This window comes from Brevundimonas sp. UBA7507, assembly GCF_002478355.1.
GTDB lineage: Bacteria > Pseudomonadota > Alphaproteobacteria > Caulobacterales > Caulobacteraceae > Brevundimonas > Brevundimonas diminuta_D.
Window position 1 is genome coordinate 63,335 of the sequence record NZ_DLNP01000013.1, and the last position, 13,026, is coordinate 76,360.

20 protein-coding genes are annotated in these 13,026 nt (G+C 66.8%); all 20 read right to left on the minus strand.

The genetic code is table 11. The annotated features are described in order from the left end of the window. Positions 1 to 10 precede the first annotated feature (10 nt). Complete coding sequence (locus B3D50_RS15775; protein WP_409516078.1) at positions 11 to 253, minus strand: GpE family phage tail protein; 243 nt, start codon at positions 251 to 253, stop codon at positions 11 to 13. Further along, positions 151 to 501 (minus strand): phage tail assembly protein, encoded by a 351-nt coding sequence (locus B3D50_RS07705; protein WP_286950563.1) that lies wholly within the window; start codon positions 499 to 501, stop codon positions 151 to 153. The genes B3D50_RS15775 and B3D50_RS07705 overlap by 103 nt, the downstream gene beginning before the upstream one ends. 42 nt (positions 502 to 543) lie before the next feature. Then, positions 544 to 1,050 carry a phage major tail tube protein gene (locus B3D50_RS07710; RefSeq protein WP_286950564.1) on the minus strand — a complete coding sequence of 169 codons (507 nt, stop codon included), beginning with the start codon at positions 1,048 to 1,050 and terminating at the stop codon, positions 544 to 546. Positions 1,051 to 1,091: 41 nt separating this feature from the next. Beyond that, the gene (locus B3D50_RS07715) at positions 1,092 to 2,243 is read right to left on the minus strand and encodes a phage tail sheath subtilisin-like domain-containing protein (protein WP_286950566.1); all 1,152 of its coding nucleotides are present in this window, start codon (positions 2,241 to 2,243) and stop codon (positions 1,092 to 1,094) included. Between the two features lie 2 nt (positions 2,244 to 2,245). Further along, the gene (locus B3D50_RS07720) at positions 2,246 to 2,617 is read right to left on the minus strand and encodes a GPW/gp25 family protein (protein ID WP_286950567.1); all 372 of its coding nucleotides are present in this window, start codon (positions 2,615 to 2,617) and stop codon (positions 2,246 to 2,248) included. Continuing rightward, a complete protein-coding gene (locus tag B3D50_RS07725; RefSeq protein ID WP_286950568.1) occupies positions 2,614 to 3,168 on the minus strand; it encodes a phage baseplate assembly protein V in 555 nt (184 codons plus the stop codon). Before B3D50_RS07725 ends, B3D50_RS07720 begins: the two co-directional genes overlap by 4 nt. 74 nt (positions 3,169 to 3,242) lie before the next feature. Further along, positions 3,243 to 3,677: a phage tail assembly chaperone gene (locus tag B3D50_RS07730; protein ID WP_286950569.1), complete on the minus strand. Its 435-nt coding sequence runs from the start codon at positions 3,675 to 3,677 to the stop codon at positions 3,243 to 3,245. A 2-nt stretch (positions 3,678 to 3,679) separates the two neighbouring features. Next, positions 3,680 to 5,860 (minus strand): gp53-like domain-containing protein, encoded by a 2,181-nt coding sequence (locus B3D50_RS07735; RefSeq protein ID WP_286950570.1) that lies wholly within the window; start codon positions 5,858 to 5,860, stop codon positions 3,680 to 3,682. 9 nt (positions 5,861 to 5,869) lie between these two features. Further along, positions 5,870 to 6,436 carry a phage tail protein I gene (locus B3D50_RS07740; RefSeq protein ID WP_286950571.1) on the minus strand — a complete coding sequence of 189 codons (567 nt, stop codon included), beginning with the start codon at positions 6,434 to 6,436 and terminating at the stop codon, positions 5,870 to 5,872. Then, positions 6,433 to 7,350 (minus strand): baseplate assembly protein, encoded by a 918-nt coding sequence (locus B3D50_RS07745; protein WP_286950573.1) that lies wholly within the window; start codon positions 7,348 to 7,350, stop codon positions 6,433 to 6,435. The genes B3D50_RS07740 and B3D50_RS07745 overlap by 4 nt, the downstream gene beginning before the upstream one ends. Before the next feature lie 99 nt (positions 7,351 to 7,449). Beyond that, positions 7,450 to 8,142: a phage virion morphogenesis protein gene (locus B3D50_RS07750; protein WP_286950575.1), complete on the minus strand. Its 693-nt coding sequence runs from the start codon at positions 8,140 to 8,142 to the stop codon at positions 7,450 to 7,452. A gap of 3 nt (positions 8,143 to 8,145) precedes the next feature. Next, the gene (locus B3D50_RS07755) at positions 8,146 to 8,652 is read right to left on the minus strand and encodes a phage tail protein (protein WP_286950577.1); all 507 of its coding nucleotides are present in this window, start codon (positions 8,650 to 8,652) and stop codon (positions 8,146 to 8,148) included. 177 nt (positions 8,653 to 8,829) lie between these two features. Then, the gene (locus B3D50_RS07760; protein WP_286950579.1) at positions 8,830 to 9,294 is read right to left on the minus strand and encodes a hypothetical protein; all 465 of its coding nucleotides are present in this window, start codon (positions 9,292 to 9,294) and stop codon (positions 8,830 to 8,832) included. Then, positions 9,294 to 9,752, minus strand: a complete 459-nt coding sequence (locus B3D50_RS07765; RefSeq protein WP_286950582.1) for an N-acetylmuramoyl-L-alanine amidase — start codon at positions 9,750 to 9,752, stop codon at positions 9,294 to 9,296. The genes B3D50_RS07760 and B3D50_RS07765 overlap by 1 nt, the downstream gene beginning before the upstream one ends. After that, on the minus strand, positions 9,749 to 10,075 hold the full coding sequence (locus B3D50_RS07770) for a hypothetical protein (RefSeq protein WP_286950586.1): 327 nt from the start codon (positions 10,073 to 10,075) through the stop codon (positions 9,749 to 9,751). Before B3D50_RS07770 ends, B3D50_RS07765 begins: the two co-directional genes overlap by 4 nt. Further along, entirely contained in the window at positions 10,072 to 10,302 is a 231-nt protein-coding gene (locus tag B3D50_RS07775) for a hypothetical protein (RefSeq protein ID WP_003165058.1), read from the minus strand. Before B3D50_RS07775 ends, B3D50_RS07770 begins: the two co-directional genes overlap by 4 nt. A 2-nt stretch (positions 10,303 to 10,304) precedes the next feature. After that, entirely contained in the window at positions 10,305 to 10,520 is a 216-nt protein-coding gene (locus tag B3D50_RS07780; RefSeq protein ID WP_003165057.1) for a tail protein X, read from the minus strand. Further along, on the minus strand, positions 10,520 to 11,008 hold the full coding sequence (locus B3D50_RS07785) for a head completion/stabilization protein (protein ID WP_003165056.1): 489 nt from the start codon (positions 11,006 to 11,008) through the stop codon (positions 10,520 to 10,522). Before B3D50_RS07785 ends, B3D50_RS07780 begins: the two co-directional genes overlap by 1 nt. 119 nt (positions 11,009 to 11,127) lie before the next feature. Next, the gene (gene gpM, locus B3D50_RS07790; RefSeq protein WP_286950590.1) at positions 11,128 to 11,949 is read right to left on the minus strand and encodes a phage terminase small subunit; all 822 of its coding nucleotides are present in this window, start codon (positions 11,947 to 11,949) and stop codon (positions 11,128 to 11,130) included. Between the two features lie 5 nt (positions 11,950 to 11,954). Next, on the minus strand, positions 11,955 to 13,019 hold the full coding sequence (locus B3D50_RS07795; protein WP_286950591.1) for a phage major capsid protein, P2 family: 1,065 nt from the start codon (positions 13,017 to 13,019) through the stop codon (positions 11,955 to 11,957). Between the last annotated feature and the right edge of the window lie 7 nt (positions 13,020 to 13,026).

The following is a 13,026-nucleotide window of genomic DNA, read 5'->3' on the forward strand; positions in this document are numbered from 1 at the left end:
GGAGGCGGATTCAGGTTTCAGGCGGCGCGTGCATGGCGTTCCAGCGAGCGACCGCGAGATCGCGCCAGCGCATCAGATCGGAAAGCGGGAGGTCGGACATCGCCGAGAGCGGCCAGTGGAAGACGGCGGCGATGTCCGCGAAAGCGTCGTCTACGCTTCGAGTCCAGCGTCCGCCTTCTGACGCTTCGTCAGCAAAAAATTGACCACCTTGCCCGACAGGGAGGCGATGTCCTCGCCGTCCATAGCCATGAATTCCGGCCCGTGGATGATCGGGTCCGAGATGCGGGGGATGACGACCGACATGGCGCGGACGTTCATATTGTAGAGGTCGCCCAGGTTGGTGCCGTTCAGGTCGCCGCCCATGGGCTTTCGCAGGGTGACTTTCTCGATCACCAGGTCGCCTCGCTTCAGCGGGTTGTCGAGCTCCACAACGGCGAAGCGCTTCTTCTCAGCGGCGGCGTCGATGGCGGCGCGGGCGGCGGCGGGCAGAGCCTTGGTCATGTTCGTACTTTCGGAAATCAAGAGGAGGCGGACGGCGAGGGGTCAGCGCGTGATGCGGCGCAGCTCGGCCCAGCGATCGACGCCGCCGACCAGGAAGATCCGCGCCAGGAAGTCGATCTCCAGCTCGACCACGCCGTTGATCGTCTCGCGGTAGTAGGTGCAGGCCGTCTTGACCTTCCAGTCCTTCTGCGAGCCCAGCTCGTCGCTGCCCTGGTCGATCTCTTCGTGGCGGCCTCGCAGGGTGATCTGGACGTCGTCGTAGGCGCCGGTGGCTTGGTTCTCGTAGGCCAGGGCGAAGCGCAGGCCGACGCCGTTGACGCGGGTCTCGCCGAACCGACGTGTGATGGCGGGAATGGCGGCGCCATAGGCGTGTTCGGCCTCCATCTCCTGCAGGCCGGTGGCGATCTTGATCGGGCCGCCGAGGCCGCCGCCGCGCCACGACTCGGTCGCCAGCGCCAGCTTGGGCCGGGTGAAGGTCTTGCACAGGCCGACGAAGCTCGCGCCTTCCTGGAAGGCGTTCATTTCCATCAACTGAGAAGGCAGGTTCATGGTCTAAGGTCCGGAAAAATCAGGAGGAGGGGCGAGCGAGATCAGCCCGCCGCGACGGTGGCGGCGAAGTCGAAGAAATATTCGTCGGTGATCACCTGGATCAGCTGCAGGTGTTCCAGCGGCGGGACGGGGGTGAAGTCGTAGACGACCTTCAGCGCGCCGCCGCCGAGGCTGGTGGTGGTGTTGTCATCCGCCAACCGAGCCTTGCCGCCGATCAGCTTGCCGCCGTCGCGTAGCTCATCAAGCTTCGTGTTGATGGTCTCAATTAGGTCGATGGCCAGCGACGGGTACAGCTCCTTGTCGATCGCCCATTTCAGGCCGTAGGCGATCGTGTCGCGCAACACCTGGGCGGTGCGAACGGCGCTTTCGAACTCAAACTTGGGTTCCGGCGAGCAGGTGCGGTTGCCCCAGAACTTCAGGCCCTCGTCCTCGATCAGGACGGTGATGCGGGCGCCGTTGAGCAGGCCTGCCTCGGTGTCGCTGCGCTGCTGGTCCCAGGTGACTGGCGAGGCGACGCCGGTCACGCCTTTGACCGGGACGTTCGACAGGGTTTTGTGGAAGCCGACCGTCTGATCGAGCAGGGCGCGGTGACCGGCCGCCACGGCCGTGGCGTAGACGATCTCGTCCCCATTCAGGAAGTCGCCATAGATGAGGCAGATTTCGCGGCCGCTGACGCCGTTGCGCAACTCGATCGCTTCCTCGATCGTCGTCGCATCGCCGCAGGAGCAATAGGCCATGGCGTTCAGCTTGGCGGCTACGTCGCCCATGGCGACGGTGACCGTTTGGGAATCGAGGCCCGGCGCCACCAGGATGCGCGGGCGCACCTTGCAGATCTGTTCGGCCAGCAGCAGCTTGTTGACGCCTGAGATGACGTTGGCGCGCGTGGCCAGAGCGATTTCCTCCGGCGTGTCGCCCAGGCCCTCTGCGACGCGGACGACGACGACGATCGTGTTGGCCTGGTTGTCGATAGCCGTCAGGGCCTTGGCCAGGGTGCCGTCCCGGCCAGCCTTGGCGATCGCCCCAGGCAGGTCGGTCAGACGGACCGGGGTGTCGAGCGGAAAGACCGTCGCGTCGGCATCGGCAGCCACGGCGACCATGCCGATGATGCTGGTCGCCACTGTGCGAATGACGCGCGGCCCTTCGACCAGCTCGATGACGGTGACGCCGTGATCCAGGGGCGTGATGGCGGCCATGTTCAAGATCCGAATGAATGCAGGGGATAGGAGAGGGTGACGTCCGCCCGGCGCGGCAGATCGAGCCGCTGGAAATCCAGCTGGAGGACGGCGCGGCCGTCTTCCGAAGCGGTCAGCAGGATGCGGCGCAGGCGGACACGGCTTTCCCAGCGCTGGAGCGCGATCGCCGTGGCGGCGTAGATCCGCAGGGGTAGGGAGCCGTTGAGCGGCTGGTCGATCAGGCGCGGCAGTTCGGACCCGTAGTCCCGGCGCATGACGCGCGAGCCGACCGGCGTCGCGAGGATATGGGCGATCGACTGGCGCAGATGCTCCAGGCTGTTCGCCGCGACGCCGCGCCCCGAGGCGCGTGACAGGCCGATCGATGCGCCGATCATTTCTGGGGCGCTCCCGAAAGGGCCTGACCCGCCGCGACCTTGGTGTGGACGTGGCCCTTGCCGGAGACGCCAGCGGCGACAACGTCGACGGCGGCCTTGATCGTACCGCTGGATTGCAGGTCGCCAGTCAGATCGACGTCGGCCGTGATCTTGAGGCCGCCCGGGGCGGTGATGGTCATGGAGCCGGGCAGGGCGAAGGCCAGGTCGCTGGCTTCCGGATCATAGGAGACTAGGGCGCCGTCCTTGAAGCGGACCGCGTTCTTTAGTCCGAGGAAAAGGGCCGCGAAGGCGCGCGAGGGCAGCCCGTTGATGATGAAGCCGCGCTCGATGTCCCCTTCGGGGCAGATGATGACGGCGGACGCGCCTGGCGTCGGCGGCGACCAGACGGTCGTGTCGCCCACAACCATGATCCAGTCGAGCGGCGGGGAGAGGGTCTCGCCGATCCGGACGCGGGCAAGGCCAGCATCCAGATCGACGGAGTCGATGACGCCCTCGTGCACGACTTGGGCGAGCTGGCGCAGGGTTTCGTTGTTCGTGGCGCGGGCGGTCATCGCGGCGGACGATGGCGCAGCCCTTCCGGCTTATCGCGCGCCCGCTGTTGTCAGAGAGGTTCTGACAACAAGAGCTATGATCCGGTGGCGAGCAGGGCGGGGTCCAGGACAGGCCAGTTGATCGCGTGAGGGAATCCGTCCTGCTCGGGCACGTCGCGCAAGGCCTGCACGTGTTCCTGCACGAGGCGATAGTCTTCGGGCGTCAGGGTGGTGGCGATCTGCAGGGCCTGCTCGTCGCGGTGACGCTCGACCAGCCAGCGGACGGCGGCGATCTCCACATCGCGGCGGCGGCGAGCTTCGGTCGCGAGAGCCTCGGCCGAGGGCGGCGGCGCCTCGACCGTGACGGGTAAGCCTACCTCGTCCACCGACAGAACCCTGCCGGTCGAAAGTTCGTCCAGAATCCGGGCGTGATCCTCGGCGTTGAGCGGGATGATGTCGTCCGGCAGATCGTGCGGCCAGAGGTCCGGGTCGATGAAGATGCGCTCGGCGGGGCAGAAGACAATGCTCATGATCAGATGTCCGGTCGAATGATGGGTTCTTCGCCGCCGCCGCCGGGCGGCAGGCCGCCGCCTCCGCCCGAGCTGTAGGCGGGGTCGGGATTGCCGCGCGCCAGGCCGATCGCCATCCACTCGTAGCCGGACATGTTTCCCGCGTTGCTGTTGCCGCGGTTGGCGTAAAAGACGATGCGGTCCAGATAGCGGCCGACGATCTGCATCACGAAGTCCATGGCGTAGGCCTGACCGACGTTGCGGGGGATCGCGCTGGCGAACAGGCAGCCGCCGCCGAAAGCCACCGGCAAGGAGGTGTGAACTGCGCCTTCTGCATGGCTTCCGGTCGACAAGCCCCACTGGATGATCAGATCGGTGCCTGGGATTTGCTGATAGCCAGCGGAACCGATGGACTTGGCGAACGACCAGAGGGCGGCGGGCGTGACGAACTTGTCGGTCAGCGAGCCTGCGAGCGTTTCGGCGTTGGAGGCTGCGCGGGCGTCGACACGGCGCTTCAGGATGTAGGGATTGATCGCCCGTTCCTGATCGGTCCCGGCGATGGCCTCGGCGTCCGTGGCCAGTTCGATCAGGCCGCGCGCAGTATAGGTCGAGGCGCCCGGTGCAGGAATGGCGGCGATTTCACGCTGAACGAAAGCCGTGGTCGCCAGGCGGGTGGTGTTGTCGCCTGCCGCCGGGGTCGGGGCGGTCGGACCACCCAGCAGAGCGGGGCTGACCAGGTTGGCCTTGCTGTCCGGGTCGAATATGCCTGAGTGCCAGAGCCTGACGGTTCCGGTCCAGGATATCGCCTCGGGTATGCCGTAGGTTTTTCGGACGTAAATTCCTGGGTTCTGATGGTTGTCGAACAGAACCTGGACCATGCGCTCGCGTGCGCGTCCGAACTGTAGACCTTGCGCCCACTGTCCAGGCGCGCCGTTAGGTTCTGTTCCAGCATAAATTACGCTGAGGCCTGCTGAGCTAGGGGCGGCATTAAAATCCGAAAGGTGCTGAGCCTGGTGATCGACCTTGGTCGCCGGGTCGAAGTTGCCAGCGTCCCAGGCGAGGTGCCCGCCGAACGTCGGGCGCCGGTTGAATGCGATATTGGGGACGTCAGCGTTGATGTAGAGCGTCCCGCCCGTATCGACGTTGCCGACAAAGCCCAGGCGTTCTCCCGCTGCGTTTCTGAAGACGACGGAACCGGACCTGTTGGCGTTGACCCCGGCCAAATCTACGAACCCGGCGCCGGTGGAAGCCGCTTGCTGGGCGCGGACAGGGACGGCGCCCGCGAAGGTGTTAGACCCGGTCCAGATTTGAGAGTTGCCGAGGATGCCCCGGCTCCCCAAAGCGTCAACCAGTCCGCTAATCTTCTCCATGGCCAGCGTCGGGATGCGGGCTGCGAGGAAGGTGCCGCTAGTGGTGTCAGCCGCGTCGTGTTTGTGACCGATACTGGCCTTGCCTGCCACGGCCTCGAGAAGTCCGTTCAGAGCATCTATGAGACCGCTGACTTTGGACTGAGAGATCGACGGCAGACGATCAGGGTGAATGGTCCCGCTAGTGATGTCCGACGCCGTGTGTGAGTGAACCTTGGCGGCTCGGCCAGCGAGAGCGTCGCCTAATCCTTCAATGTCGCTGATGGCGTGACCATGGATCTTAGCCGCGAAGTTCGCTGCCCAGGCAAGGAGAGCTCGTCCAAGGCCGAAGGGAGTGACTGCACAAACTGTATCTACGCCAGCCATGACTTCTTCGGCCGTAGCTAGTTCAACCACGCCCATCCGCTCGGTCGTGGCGGGCGGATTGGTGAAGCCGGTTCCGCCGAAATGAATGCTGGCGGTGTCCAGGGTGGTCAGGGTGATGTCGACCGCTTGCAGGAGCATGGCGGCCGCCGCCTTCTCCATGATCGGATCCACGGAAGTGCAGACCGCGAACAGGGTTCCGGACTCGAAGTAGAGGCCGAACGTGCGCAGGGTATAGGTGTCGGCCGTGGTGTCGTTGATCGTTACATGGATGACGTCGTCCGCCACGACTTCCCCGCCGATGGTCTTCAGCCGCTTGCGCTCGTTCGGGAGGGCGGTGAGCAGCTTCAGATCGCCAGCGGCATGGACTGAACTGACGCCAATCCTATCGATGACGGCGGCGTTCGTGCCGGTGTTCTGGGCGTTGATCAATTCTGCGCGCCCGGCGTTGGTGATGGTGACAGTCAGGGCCATGGTCGTCCGTCAGGCGGCTTCGGCGAGGGAGAGGCGGCGGTAGGCGGCAACGCGGGCCGCGCCGACGACGGCGATGGCGCCGGTCGCCTGGAAGCCTTGGGTGAAGTTGAAATGGTCGCGGGCGCTCTTGGTCCGGCTGACCTCGGCGATGACGTCATCGACCATGCGCGCGGTGGCTGCGGCGCCGCCTTCGCCATTGACCGTCAGCACAAGGTCGAAGGTGTAGGGCTGGCCGGGCGGATCCTGCTTGAACCAGGGGCGAACCTTGATCTGAGCCCCGAAGGCTTTCACCACGCGCTCGATCGCGGCGGCCGTGCCCTTCTGGCGTTGCACGGCGATGGCGTCCTTGACGAAGGCCCGCTTGGTCCGTTCTGGCCAGTCAGAGTTCCAGGCGTCGATCGATAGGGCGAAAGCGAGCCAGGGCAGGAAGGACGCCGGGCAGGCATCAGCGTTCCAAAGGTCGCGGAAGGGGACGTCGATCTCGTCGATGCGAAGCGTCATGACATCGAGGGCACGCTCGACCGGCCAGGCGCTGGGAACGGCCAGGGGGGACAGCGGGCGGGAAGTCGACGTCATTCGTCCAGGCCCGCATGGGTGACGGCGATCGAGGCGCAGCGGGCGGCCTGGATCGCCGAGATGACGACGTCGGCGGCGGGCGCGGTCAGACGGACGTTCTGGACCCCGTCGGTGTGCAGGGCGGCGATGATGCCGGAGCGGGTGACGTCGCGGCCAAGCCTGTAGGAGCGATCCAGGTAGTCGTTCAGGCGGCGACGCGCCTCGTCCATGACGACGGCCGAGTCAGGCCCGGCGAAGGTCGAGACTGCGGCCTTGATATCGAAGGGGACGATCTGCGCCGCCTGGATCTGAACATGGTCAGTAAGAGGGCGGACGTCGTCGGCCGCCACGACGGCGAAGACCTTGTCCAGCAGCTCGGCCGAGGGGACGCCATCGTTCTGGCGCGACAGGACCGTGACCAGGACGACGCCGGGCGATGGCGTGGTCGCTGAGGCGTCCAGGACGTCGCCGTCAGCGCCGAGGGCGTGGGAGACGTAGGCCCCGGCCGGACCGGCGACGGAATAGGCTTCGGGCGCCAGGAGGGCGCGACGACGCAAGGAATCGTCGCTTTCCATGACGGCCGGGGTGTTGGTCTCGGGACGAGCGGCCTCGATCACCAGGCGCTTGACGCCCAGCAGGGCGACAAGGTGATCGAGCATGGCGCCGGTGGCGTAGGCCAGGGTCACGTCGCGAGCCGCGTCGTTCACCCGGGCGCGCAGCAACGTCTCCCGATAGGCGAAGATCTCGATCACCAGGACAAGGGGCTCGCTGGGGATAGCCAGAACGGGCTCCAGCTCCGGCATGAGTTCAATCAGCCGCGACTTGCAGGCCGCCACGATCGTTTCGAACGACAGGACTTCGATGACTGCCGGGAAGGGCAGCTTCGAAAGGTCGACGGCGGTCGAGCCGGTGGACTGGCCGGTGAAGGTGGACATGGCGCCATGTCGCCGCCGGGCCGCAGGAGGCGCGACGGGGCGCTGTTGTCAGAGACCGTCTCACAACATCGAGGAGGCGCTTGCCGGGGCGCGCGAGCGTCAGCGGGGTTGGGCGACGTGCTGCAGGAGCATGTCCAGCAGGGCCTCCTTGTCAGCCTGACTGTAGCCGAGCAGTTCGCGCTGCGGATAATCGACTTCGGGGCCGCCCTTGGCGACGCGATCGCGCAGGCCGTAATGGTGGACGGCGGCCAGCCGCTGGGCGCGGCTGGTGAACGACACCCACGCCGCGCCCGTGTCCGCGCCAGCCGTCAGGTTCCGGCCGGTCTTGAGCTTGAGGAACATCTTGCGGCCGACTGCCTTCAACTTGCCGCGCTCGTTCCAGAGCGACCCGTCCAGGGCGCCGGGATCCACGGACCCGCCTTCGGGGGGAATGTGCCGCGCGATGCGGTCGCGCCGGAAGGTGCGGATACCGCCTGCTTCCTTGTCGTAGCCGATCACCATGGGGCCGTCGCGGCGCCAACTGCGCATCTCGGCCACGCGCGTCTGGCCGCCCTTATTGTAGAGGAAGCGGATCGGCCGGGTGACGGGCTGGCGCGCCTTGCGGGGCTTCCGCTTCGGCCAGGGTAAGCCGTCGGGGTCCGTCTGAGCGGTCATGCGCCGCACCTGGGAACGGCGAAGGGCGTGGACCATGCGCCGGAGCAACTGCTGGCGCTCGCGCGGCTCGAGGCTCTGAAGGATGGCGCCCGCAGACTCCTCGAACAGGATCAGAGCGTCTTCACGCGCGGCCGCCATGGATCAGCCCGTCACCGGGTGGACGCCGCATTCGGCCACCAGTTCGTCGTTGACGTAGATGCGGTGCAGAAGGGAGGCTCGGCCGGTGTCAGCCATGGGCGGATCCTTGCGATGGACAGCGTCGAAACCGCCATCCTCGCGTTGCTCGAATGACACCGCTTCCGTCAGTTGAATGGTGAACATGATGTTCGCGGCCTCGGCGTCGAGCGGCTGTCGCTCGAACTTCACGCCCCGGGCGGCTTTGGAATGGTCCAGGAGTTGGGATTTCTCCCAGCGCTGGAGCCAGATCAGCAGGGGGATCATGATCTCGTCCAGCGTCCCGGTGTAGTCCAGGACGCCGACAGCGATCTCATACTGGTAGCGGAAGCCCAGGCCAGGCGTGGCCAGGGCGTGAACCGAGCCTTCGATCACCTCGATCTGCAGGCGATCGGGGTTGTCTGCGATGTGATGGGCAGGGTCGAGCGCCTTGGTCAGGGCCTCTTTCAGGCTGTCGGGCTTCCAGAAACTCATGGGAGAACCTTTCGCCACCAGGGCAGGCGGCGATCCGCGGCGTCATGCAGCCAGGCCTCCTGGTCCAGGCGCTGGCCGGTATGGACGTCGACAGCGAGCTGACGCGCGGCGTCGCAGGCGACCAGGGCGACGCCGCGCGCGGTGAAGGCGCTCTCGAGGTCGGCGGCCGTGGCTTGGTCAGGAAGGAGGGGCAGGGCGCAGGCCCGCTGCGCCAGATCCGGCATGACGCGCTGGGGCGGCGGCGTCGGGGCAGAGGGCGGGCCGTAGCTCGCACAGCTGACGATCGGCAAGCTGCAGACGGTCAAGGCGAGCAGGGTCAACAGGGGAGTTCGCATCGGGGGCTTCCTGAGCGGCGATGGCGGATTGATGGGCGATGGCGTCGGCAGCGCGGATCTGGACGGTGATGCGGTCAATCCGCTGAACGGTGTCGGCGGCCCCGGCCGCCTCGATCCGGCGCGCGCCAGCGTCGTCCGCCGAGGCCTGGGCGGCGGCTTCGGCCCGGTCCGCTCGCTTCGCCTTCAGGTCGAACGGGTCGAAGCGCAGGCCGACCGCGTTGAGGCCGAGGAAGAGGACCAGGGCGGCCAGACCCACGAGAAGGGCCACGCCGAAGGGACTGTCGAAGTTGAAGGCGCGGCGGAACATCAGGCAGCTTGCTCTCGAGCCCACCAGGTGCGGACGTCGAAACAGGGGCAGGCCTTCAGCCATTCGTTCGGCGTGACCTTGCCGTCGCCGTTCTTGTCCGGAGAAAGGTCGCGATGGCCGAGAATTCTGGCGGTCGGATGGGAGGCCTGCAGCTGGCGCAGCAGGCGGGCCAGGGCGGCGTATTGGGCCGGGGTGTAGTTGTCTTCCGGCCTGCCCTCAGCGTCGATGCCGCCGACCAGACAAACGCCCAAGGAGATGCTGTTGAAGCCGCTGACATGGGCGCCGGCGACATTGTCGGGGCGGCCCTTTTCCACTCGGCCATCGCGGCGAATGACATAATGGTAGCCGACATCGCGGAAGCCGCGTTGCAGGTGCATGGCGCGGATTTCCTTCACGCCGATGTCGCGCTCAGGGGGCGTGGCGGCCGCATGGACGACCAGGTAGCGGATGGCTTTCACGATGAGGCTCCGTCTTCAGGACTGTCGAAATCAAGGTCGACGGCCACGTCGCCGACAGCGACCTTGGCCTTGCCGAGCTGGCCGAAGGCCAGGGCGATCATGACGATGGCGATGATGGCCAGGCCGCCGAGACCGAGCCATTGCAGGGCCGTGATGCGTGCGATGGCCGTCGCCTCGGTCGCGGGCCATCGACCATGGCCGATCAAGGCCTGGATCCAGGCGACCAGAGCGGTGGCGACTATGCCGCCGCCGAGCATGAGGGCGAAACGGATCATCGGCAGGGACTGCAGGATCCGGAAGACCTGACGGCGGGTGACGGTCATTGGCCGCGTTCCTGTTCCAGACGTTGGCGGATCCAAGCCACGTCGGTCTGGACGCGGATCAGGTCGCCGCTTGCGAGTGGCGCGGTGCGTTCCTCGAGAACCTGGACGCGCTGGACGGTCTGGGCTCCGAAGACGACCCACGTTGCGATCGTGACGGCCGCGCCGAACAAGAAGGAGACCTTGGCCCAGTTCACGCTGGGCGCGGGCTGCAGATGCGGAAAGGTCATGGTCAGTCCCAGAGTTGAACTTGCGGCTTGGCCGAGGCGGCGCGCGCCCCGACCGGAATGATGACGGCGGTGCCGACCGGCAGGATCGTGCCGAGGTCAGCCAGGCCCGGGTTGGCTTCCAGAACACGCTCGACGGCGGCCGGGCCTTGGCGAATCTCGCGCCAAACCAGGCGGTCGACGGTGTCGCCGGGTTCAGAGATGGCCTGATACGCGGCCATCAGATCAGCTCGGCCACGACGCGGGTCTTGCCCAGGAATAGGCGGACGGCGTGGACGACATTGCGTCTGTGAAGGTCAGCTTCGGGCAGGAGCTCGGCGGCGCGATCATGACCGGCCGCTGTCGAGGACTGGCCGAGCAAACGCTCGCCGAGATCGGCCGCCACGCAGGCGGTGACGGCCCTACGCCAGCGAATGACCAGGGCGCTTTCGCCGTCGATCTGCATGGCTGGGACGGCGGCCAGATCGGCAAAGGCCGCATGGTCGGCGCGCCAGACGGACAGCTCGTCCGCGATGTCGAGAATGGCGACCTGGACGGCCTCGCGGAGGCGGGCGGCCGGGATCTTGGTCTGGTTCAGGCGAACGGTGTCGCGGAGATGGGCCAGGTCGATGTCCGGCCACCAGCCGTCGGCCTTGACCTGTCCTTCAGGCGAGGGAGCGGGAGGAGCCGGATCAAGCGAGGGGTCGTTCGGCCAGATCGGATCGGCCATGGTCAGCTCCGTCAGGAAATGCCCCCCGGGCTACGGGGTGGGGGGACGGATCGACCGTCGGGCGGCGAGCCGCCGTCGGACTTTCCGTCCCCGCCCCGAGCGCCGGGGGGGGCAGGCCGTCAGCCCTCGGCGGCGGCGGCGTCCGAGGACGCGTCGGCCGAGCCGGAAGGCGGTTCTTTGTTCAGGCTGCGCTGCAGGCGGCCGATGTCGCCCTTCACGCCGGAGCGGGGATCGAGATCCAGGGCGAGCTGGTAGCGTTTCAGCGCTTGGCTTTCGCGCAGGCGGCGATCCGGACCGTCTTCCTCGCCGCCCGCCAGAATGGCCATGGCGATGGCCTTGTGCAGGGTGGCGCGGACTTCATCCGGCATGTCGCTGTCGTGGGTCAGGCGCTCTATCCCGGCCAGGGCCTCGGTCGTGGCCTTGACCAGGTCCGTCGACGGGCGCTCGGCCGAGGGCGCCAGGGCGCGGACGGCGGCCTCGGCGATCTCTTCCACGGCGAAGGCGGCCAGCGTCCGCTTGAAGTGGCCCGGCAACTGCAGGCCCCACTTCAGGCAGTAGGCGATCAGGGGTAGGGCGGCGGCGTAATCGCCGACGTCGATCCGCCAGATCATCATCGTGACCAGGACGTCGTCCTGAACGCCCGGCTGGCCGTTTTCAGTGGCTTCCAACACGCCCTCGACCCAGGCGTCATAGGCCGGGATAAGTTCGCGCTTCAGCTCGATCTTGGTCTGGCGGGACTGAATCTGCTTCAGGCGCTGGCGGTCGTGCAGCAACTGGGCCAGCTGACGCCTGTATTCGGTTCCCGCCGCGCTCGGGGGACCGGCGTCATTGGCGGCCAGGCGCGCGCCCGCGACGGAGTAGCCGATCGATGCGGCTACGCCCGAGGCGGTGGCGGCCAGGACGCGCTGGCGATGCCGCTGGAAGGGATCGACGTGGCGCATGGCGATTAGCCCGCGCCGCCAGGCGCTTCTGGCTGCGACCAGTCGCCGAACTCGATGTTCTCGACCAGGGCGGCTGCACCGATGCGTTCCACCACATAGGCGTCGTTCGAGGACTCGTAGTTCTCGACCTGATCCATCTCAGGGTTGTCCTTGAGATGGCGACGACGGCCGCCCTTCTGCCAATAGATCGACAGGTTGTCGGGGCGGGTGATCAGGGTCGATCGCGCCGGGAAGTAGGGCTGGGTGTTGGCCGGGAGATTGCCCATACGCTTCTGCGCCACCACGGTCTGGGCGGCCAGGGTCTCGTTGGGCTTGTGCTCCTGGTTCACGACGGGGAAGTACTTGTCGTGCAGCAGCTCGCGGCCGCAGATCGCCTCCAGCCCGGTGTCCTCGCGATACTGAGGCTCCATCAACATGATGGCGGCCATCACCAGAGCGTCCATGTTGGCGAAGTCGCCGCCCGGGCCGACGCGGACAGGGCGGTAGACCGGCGGCTGGCCTTCCGGCGCGGTATTGATGCCCGGGATGACCTGATGCGGCGCCTCTTCGCGCAAGATCTGCAGCCACCCGATGTTCATGTCCTGGAGCAGCGGGAACTGATCGATGTCGGATTCTTCGGCGGCGTGCGTGCCGTTCCAGCCGATGATCAGGCGGTCCAGGCCCTGCTGCTGGGTCCAGTGATCGCGGACGCGGGTTTCGAAGTCCGGGAACTCCGACCAGCTGTCCAGCGTCTCATAGCGCAGGTGCGTATCGAAGTTCGTCTTGTAGCACTTATAGCCACGCTTATCGAGCGTGTGGGTCGCGCGCGTCTTGCGCTTATTGCCCGCCGCCGTGTTGGTGCGGCTGGCGATCGGGCCAGTGTTGCCCAGGCCCAGCTTGGCGCCTTCCATGTCGCGGACCGGGACGACGTTGATCCGCTTCATGAAGGCCGAGGATTCCAGAAGCTTGGATTCCAGCTTCTGCTGCACGGTCGGCGCGACCGTGAAGGCCGCCGAGGTCGTGGCGACGCCGTTCAGCAGGCCGACGCGGGCGGCGTAGGCGTTGTATTTGACGCGGGTATCGTTCTGCATGGGAGTT

What these genes read in the sequence shown, in the direction of transcription:
- B3D50_RS07705 (WP_286950563.1), bottom strand. Translation starts at nt 501, where the DNA reads ATGACCAAGGCTCTGCCCGCCGCCGCCCGCGCCGCCATCGACGCCGCC.
- B3D50_RS07710 (WP_286950564.1), bottom strand. Translation starts at nt 1,050, where the DNA reads ATGAACCTGCCTTCTCAGTTGATGGAAATGAACGCCTTCCAGGAAGGC.
- B3D50_RS07715 (WP_286950566.1), bottom strand. Translation starts at nt 2,243, where the DNA reads ATGGCCGCCATCACGCCCCTGGATCACGGCGTCACCGTCATCGAGCTG.
- B3D50_RS07720 (WP_286950567.1), bottom strand. Translation starts at nt 2,617, where the DNA reads ATGATCGGCGCATCGATCGGCCTGTCACGCGCCTCGGGGCGCGGCGTC.
- B3D50_RS07725 (WP_286950568.1), bottom strand. Translation starts at nt 3,168, where the DNA reads ATGACCGCCCGCGCCACGAACAACGAAACCCTGCGCCAGCTCGCCCAA.
- B3D50_RS07730 (WP_286950569.1), bottom strand. Translation starts at nt 3,677, where the DNA reads ATGAGCATTGTCTTCTGCCCCGCCGAGCGCATCTTCATCGACCCGGAC.
- B3D50_RS07735 (WP_286950570.1), bottom strand. Translation starts at nt 5,860, where the DNA reads ATGGCCCTGACTGTCACCATCACCAACGCCGGGCGCGCAGAATTGATC.
- B3D50_RS07740 (WP_286950571.1), bottom strand. Translation starts at nt 6,436, where the DNA reads ATGACGTCGACTTCCCGCCCGCTGTCCCCCCTGGCCGTTCCCAGCGCC.
- B3D50_RS07745 (WP_286950573.1), bottom strand. Translation starts at nt 7,350, where the DNA reads ATGTCCACCTTCACCGGCCAGTCCACCGGCTCGACCGCCGTCGACCTT.
- B3D50_RS07750 (WP_286950575.1), bottom strand. Translation starts at nt 8,142, where the DNA reads ATGGCGGCCGCGCGTGAAGACGCTCTGATCCTGTTCGAGGAGTCTGCG.
- B3D50_RS07755 (WP_286950577.1), bottom strand. Translation starts at nt 8,652, where the DNA reads ATGAGTTTCTGGAAGCCCGACAGCCTGAAAGAGGCCCTGACCAAGGCG.
- B3D50_RS07760 (WP_286950579.1), bottom strand. Translation starts at nt 9,294, where the DNA reads ATGTTCCGCCGCGCCTTCAACTTCGACAGTCCCTTCGGCGTGGCCCTT.
- B3D50_RS07770 (WP_286950586.1), bottom strand. Translation starts at nt 10,075, where the DNA reads ATGACCGTCACCCGCCGTCAGGTCTTCCGGATCCTGCAGTCCCTGCCG.
- B3D50_RS07775 (WP_003165058.1), bottom strand. Translation starts at nt 10,302, where the DNA reads ATGACCTTTCCGCATCTGCAGCCCGCGCCCAGCGTGAACTGGGCCAAG.
- B3D50_RS07780 (WP_003165057.1), bottom strand. Translation starts at nt 10,520, where the DNA reads ATGGCCGCGTATCAGGCCATCTCTGAACCCGGCGACACCGTCGACCGC.
- B3D50_RS07785 (WP_003165056.1), bottom strand. Translation starts at nt 11,008, where the DNA reads ATGGCCGATCCGATCTGGCCGAACGACCCCTCGCTTGATCCGGCTCCT.
- gpM (WP_286950590.1), bottom strand. Translation starts at nt 11,949, where the DNA reads ATGCGCCACGTCGATCCCTTCCAGCGGCATCGCCAGCGCGTCCTGGCC.
- B3D50_RS07795 (WP_286950591.1), bottom strand. Translation starts at nt 13,019, where the DNA reads ATGCAGAACGATACCCGCGTCAAATACAACGCCTACGCCGCCCGCGTC.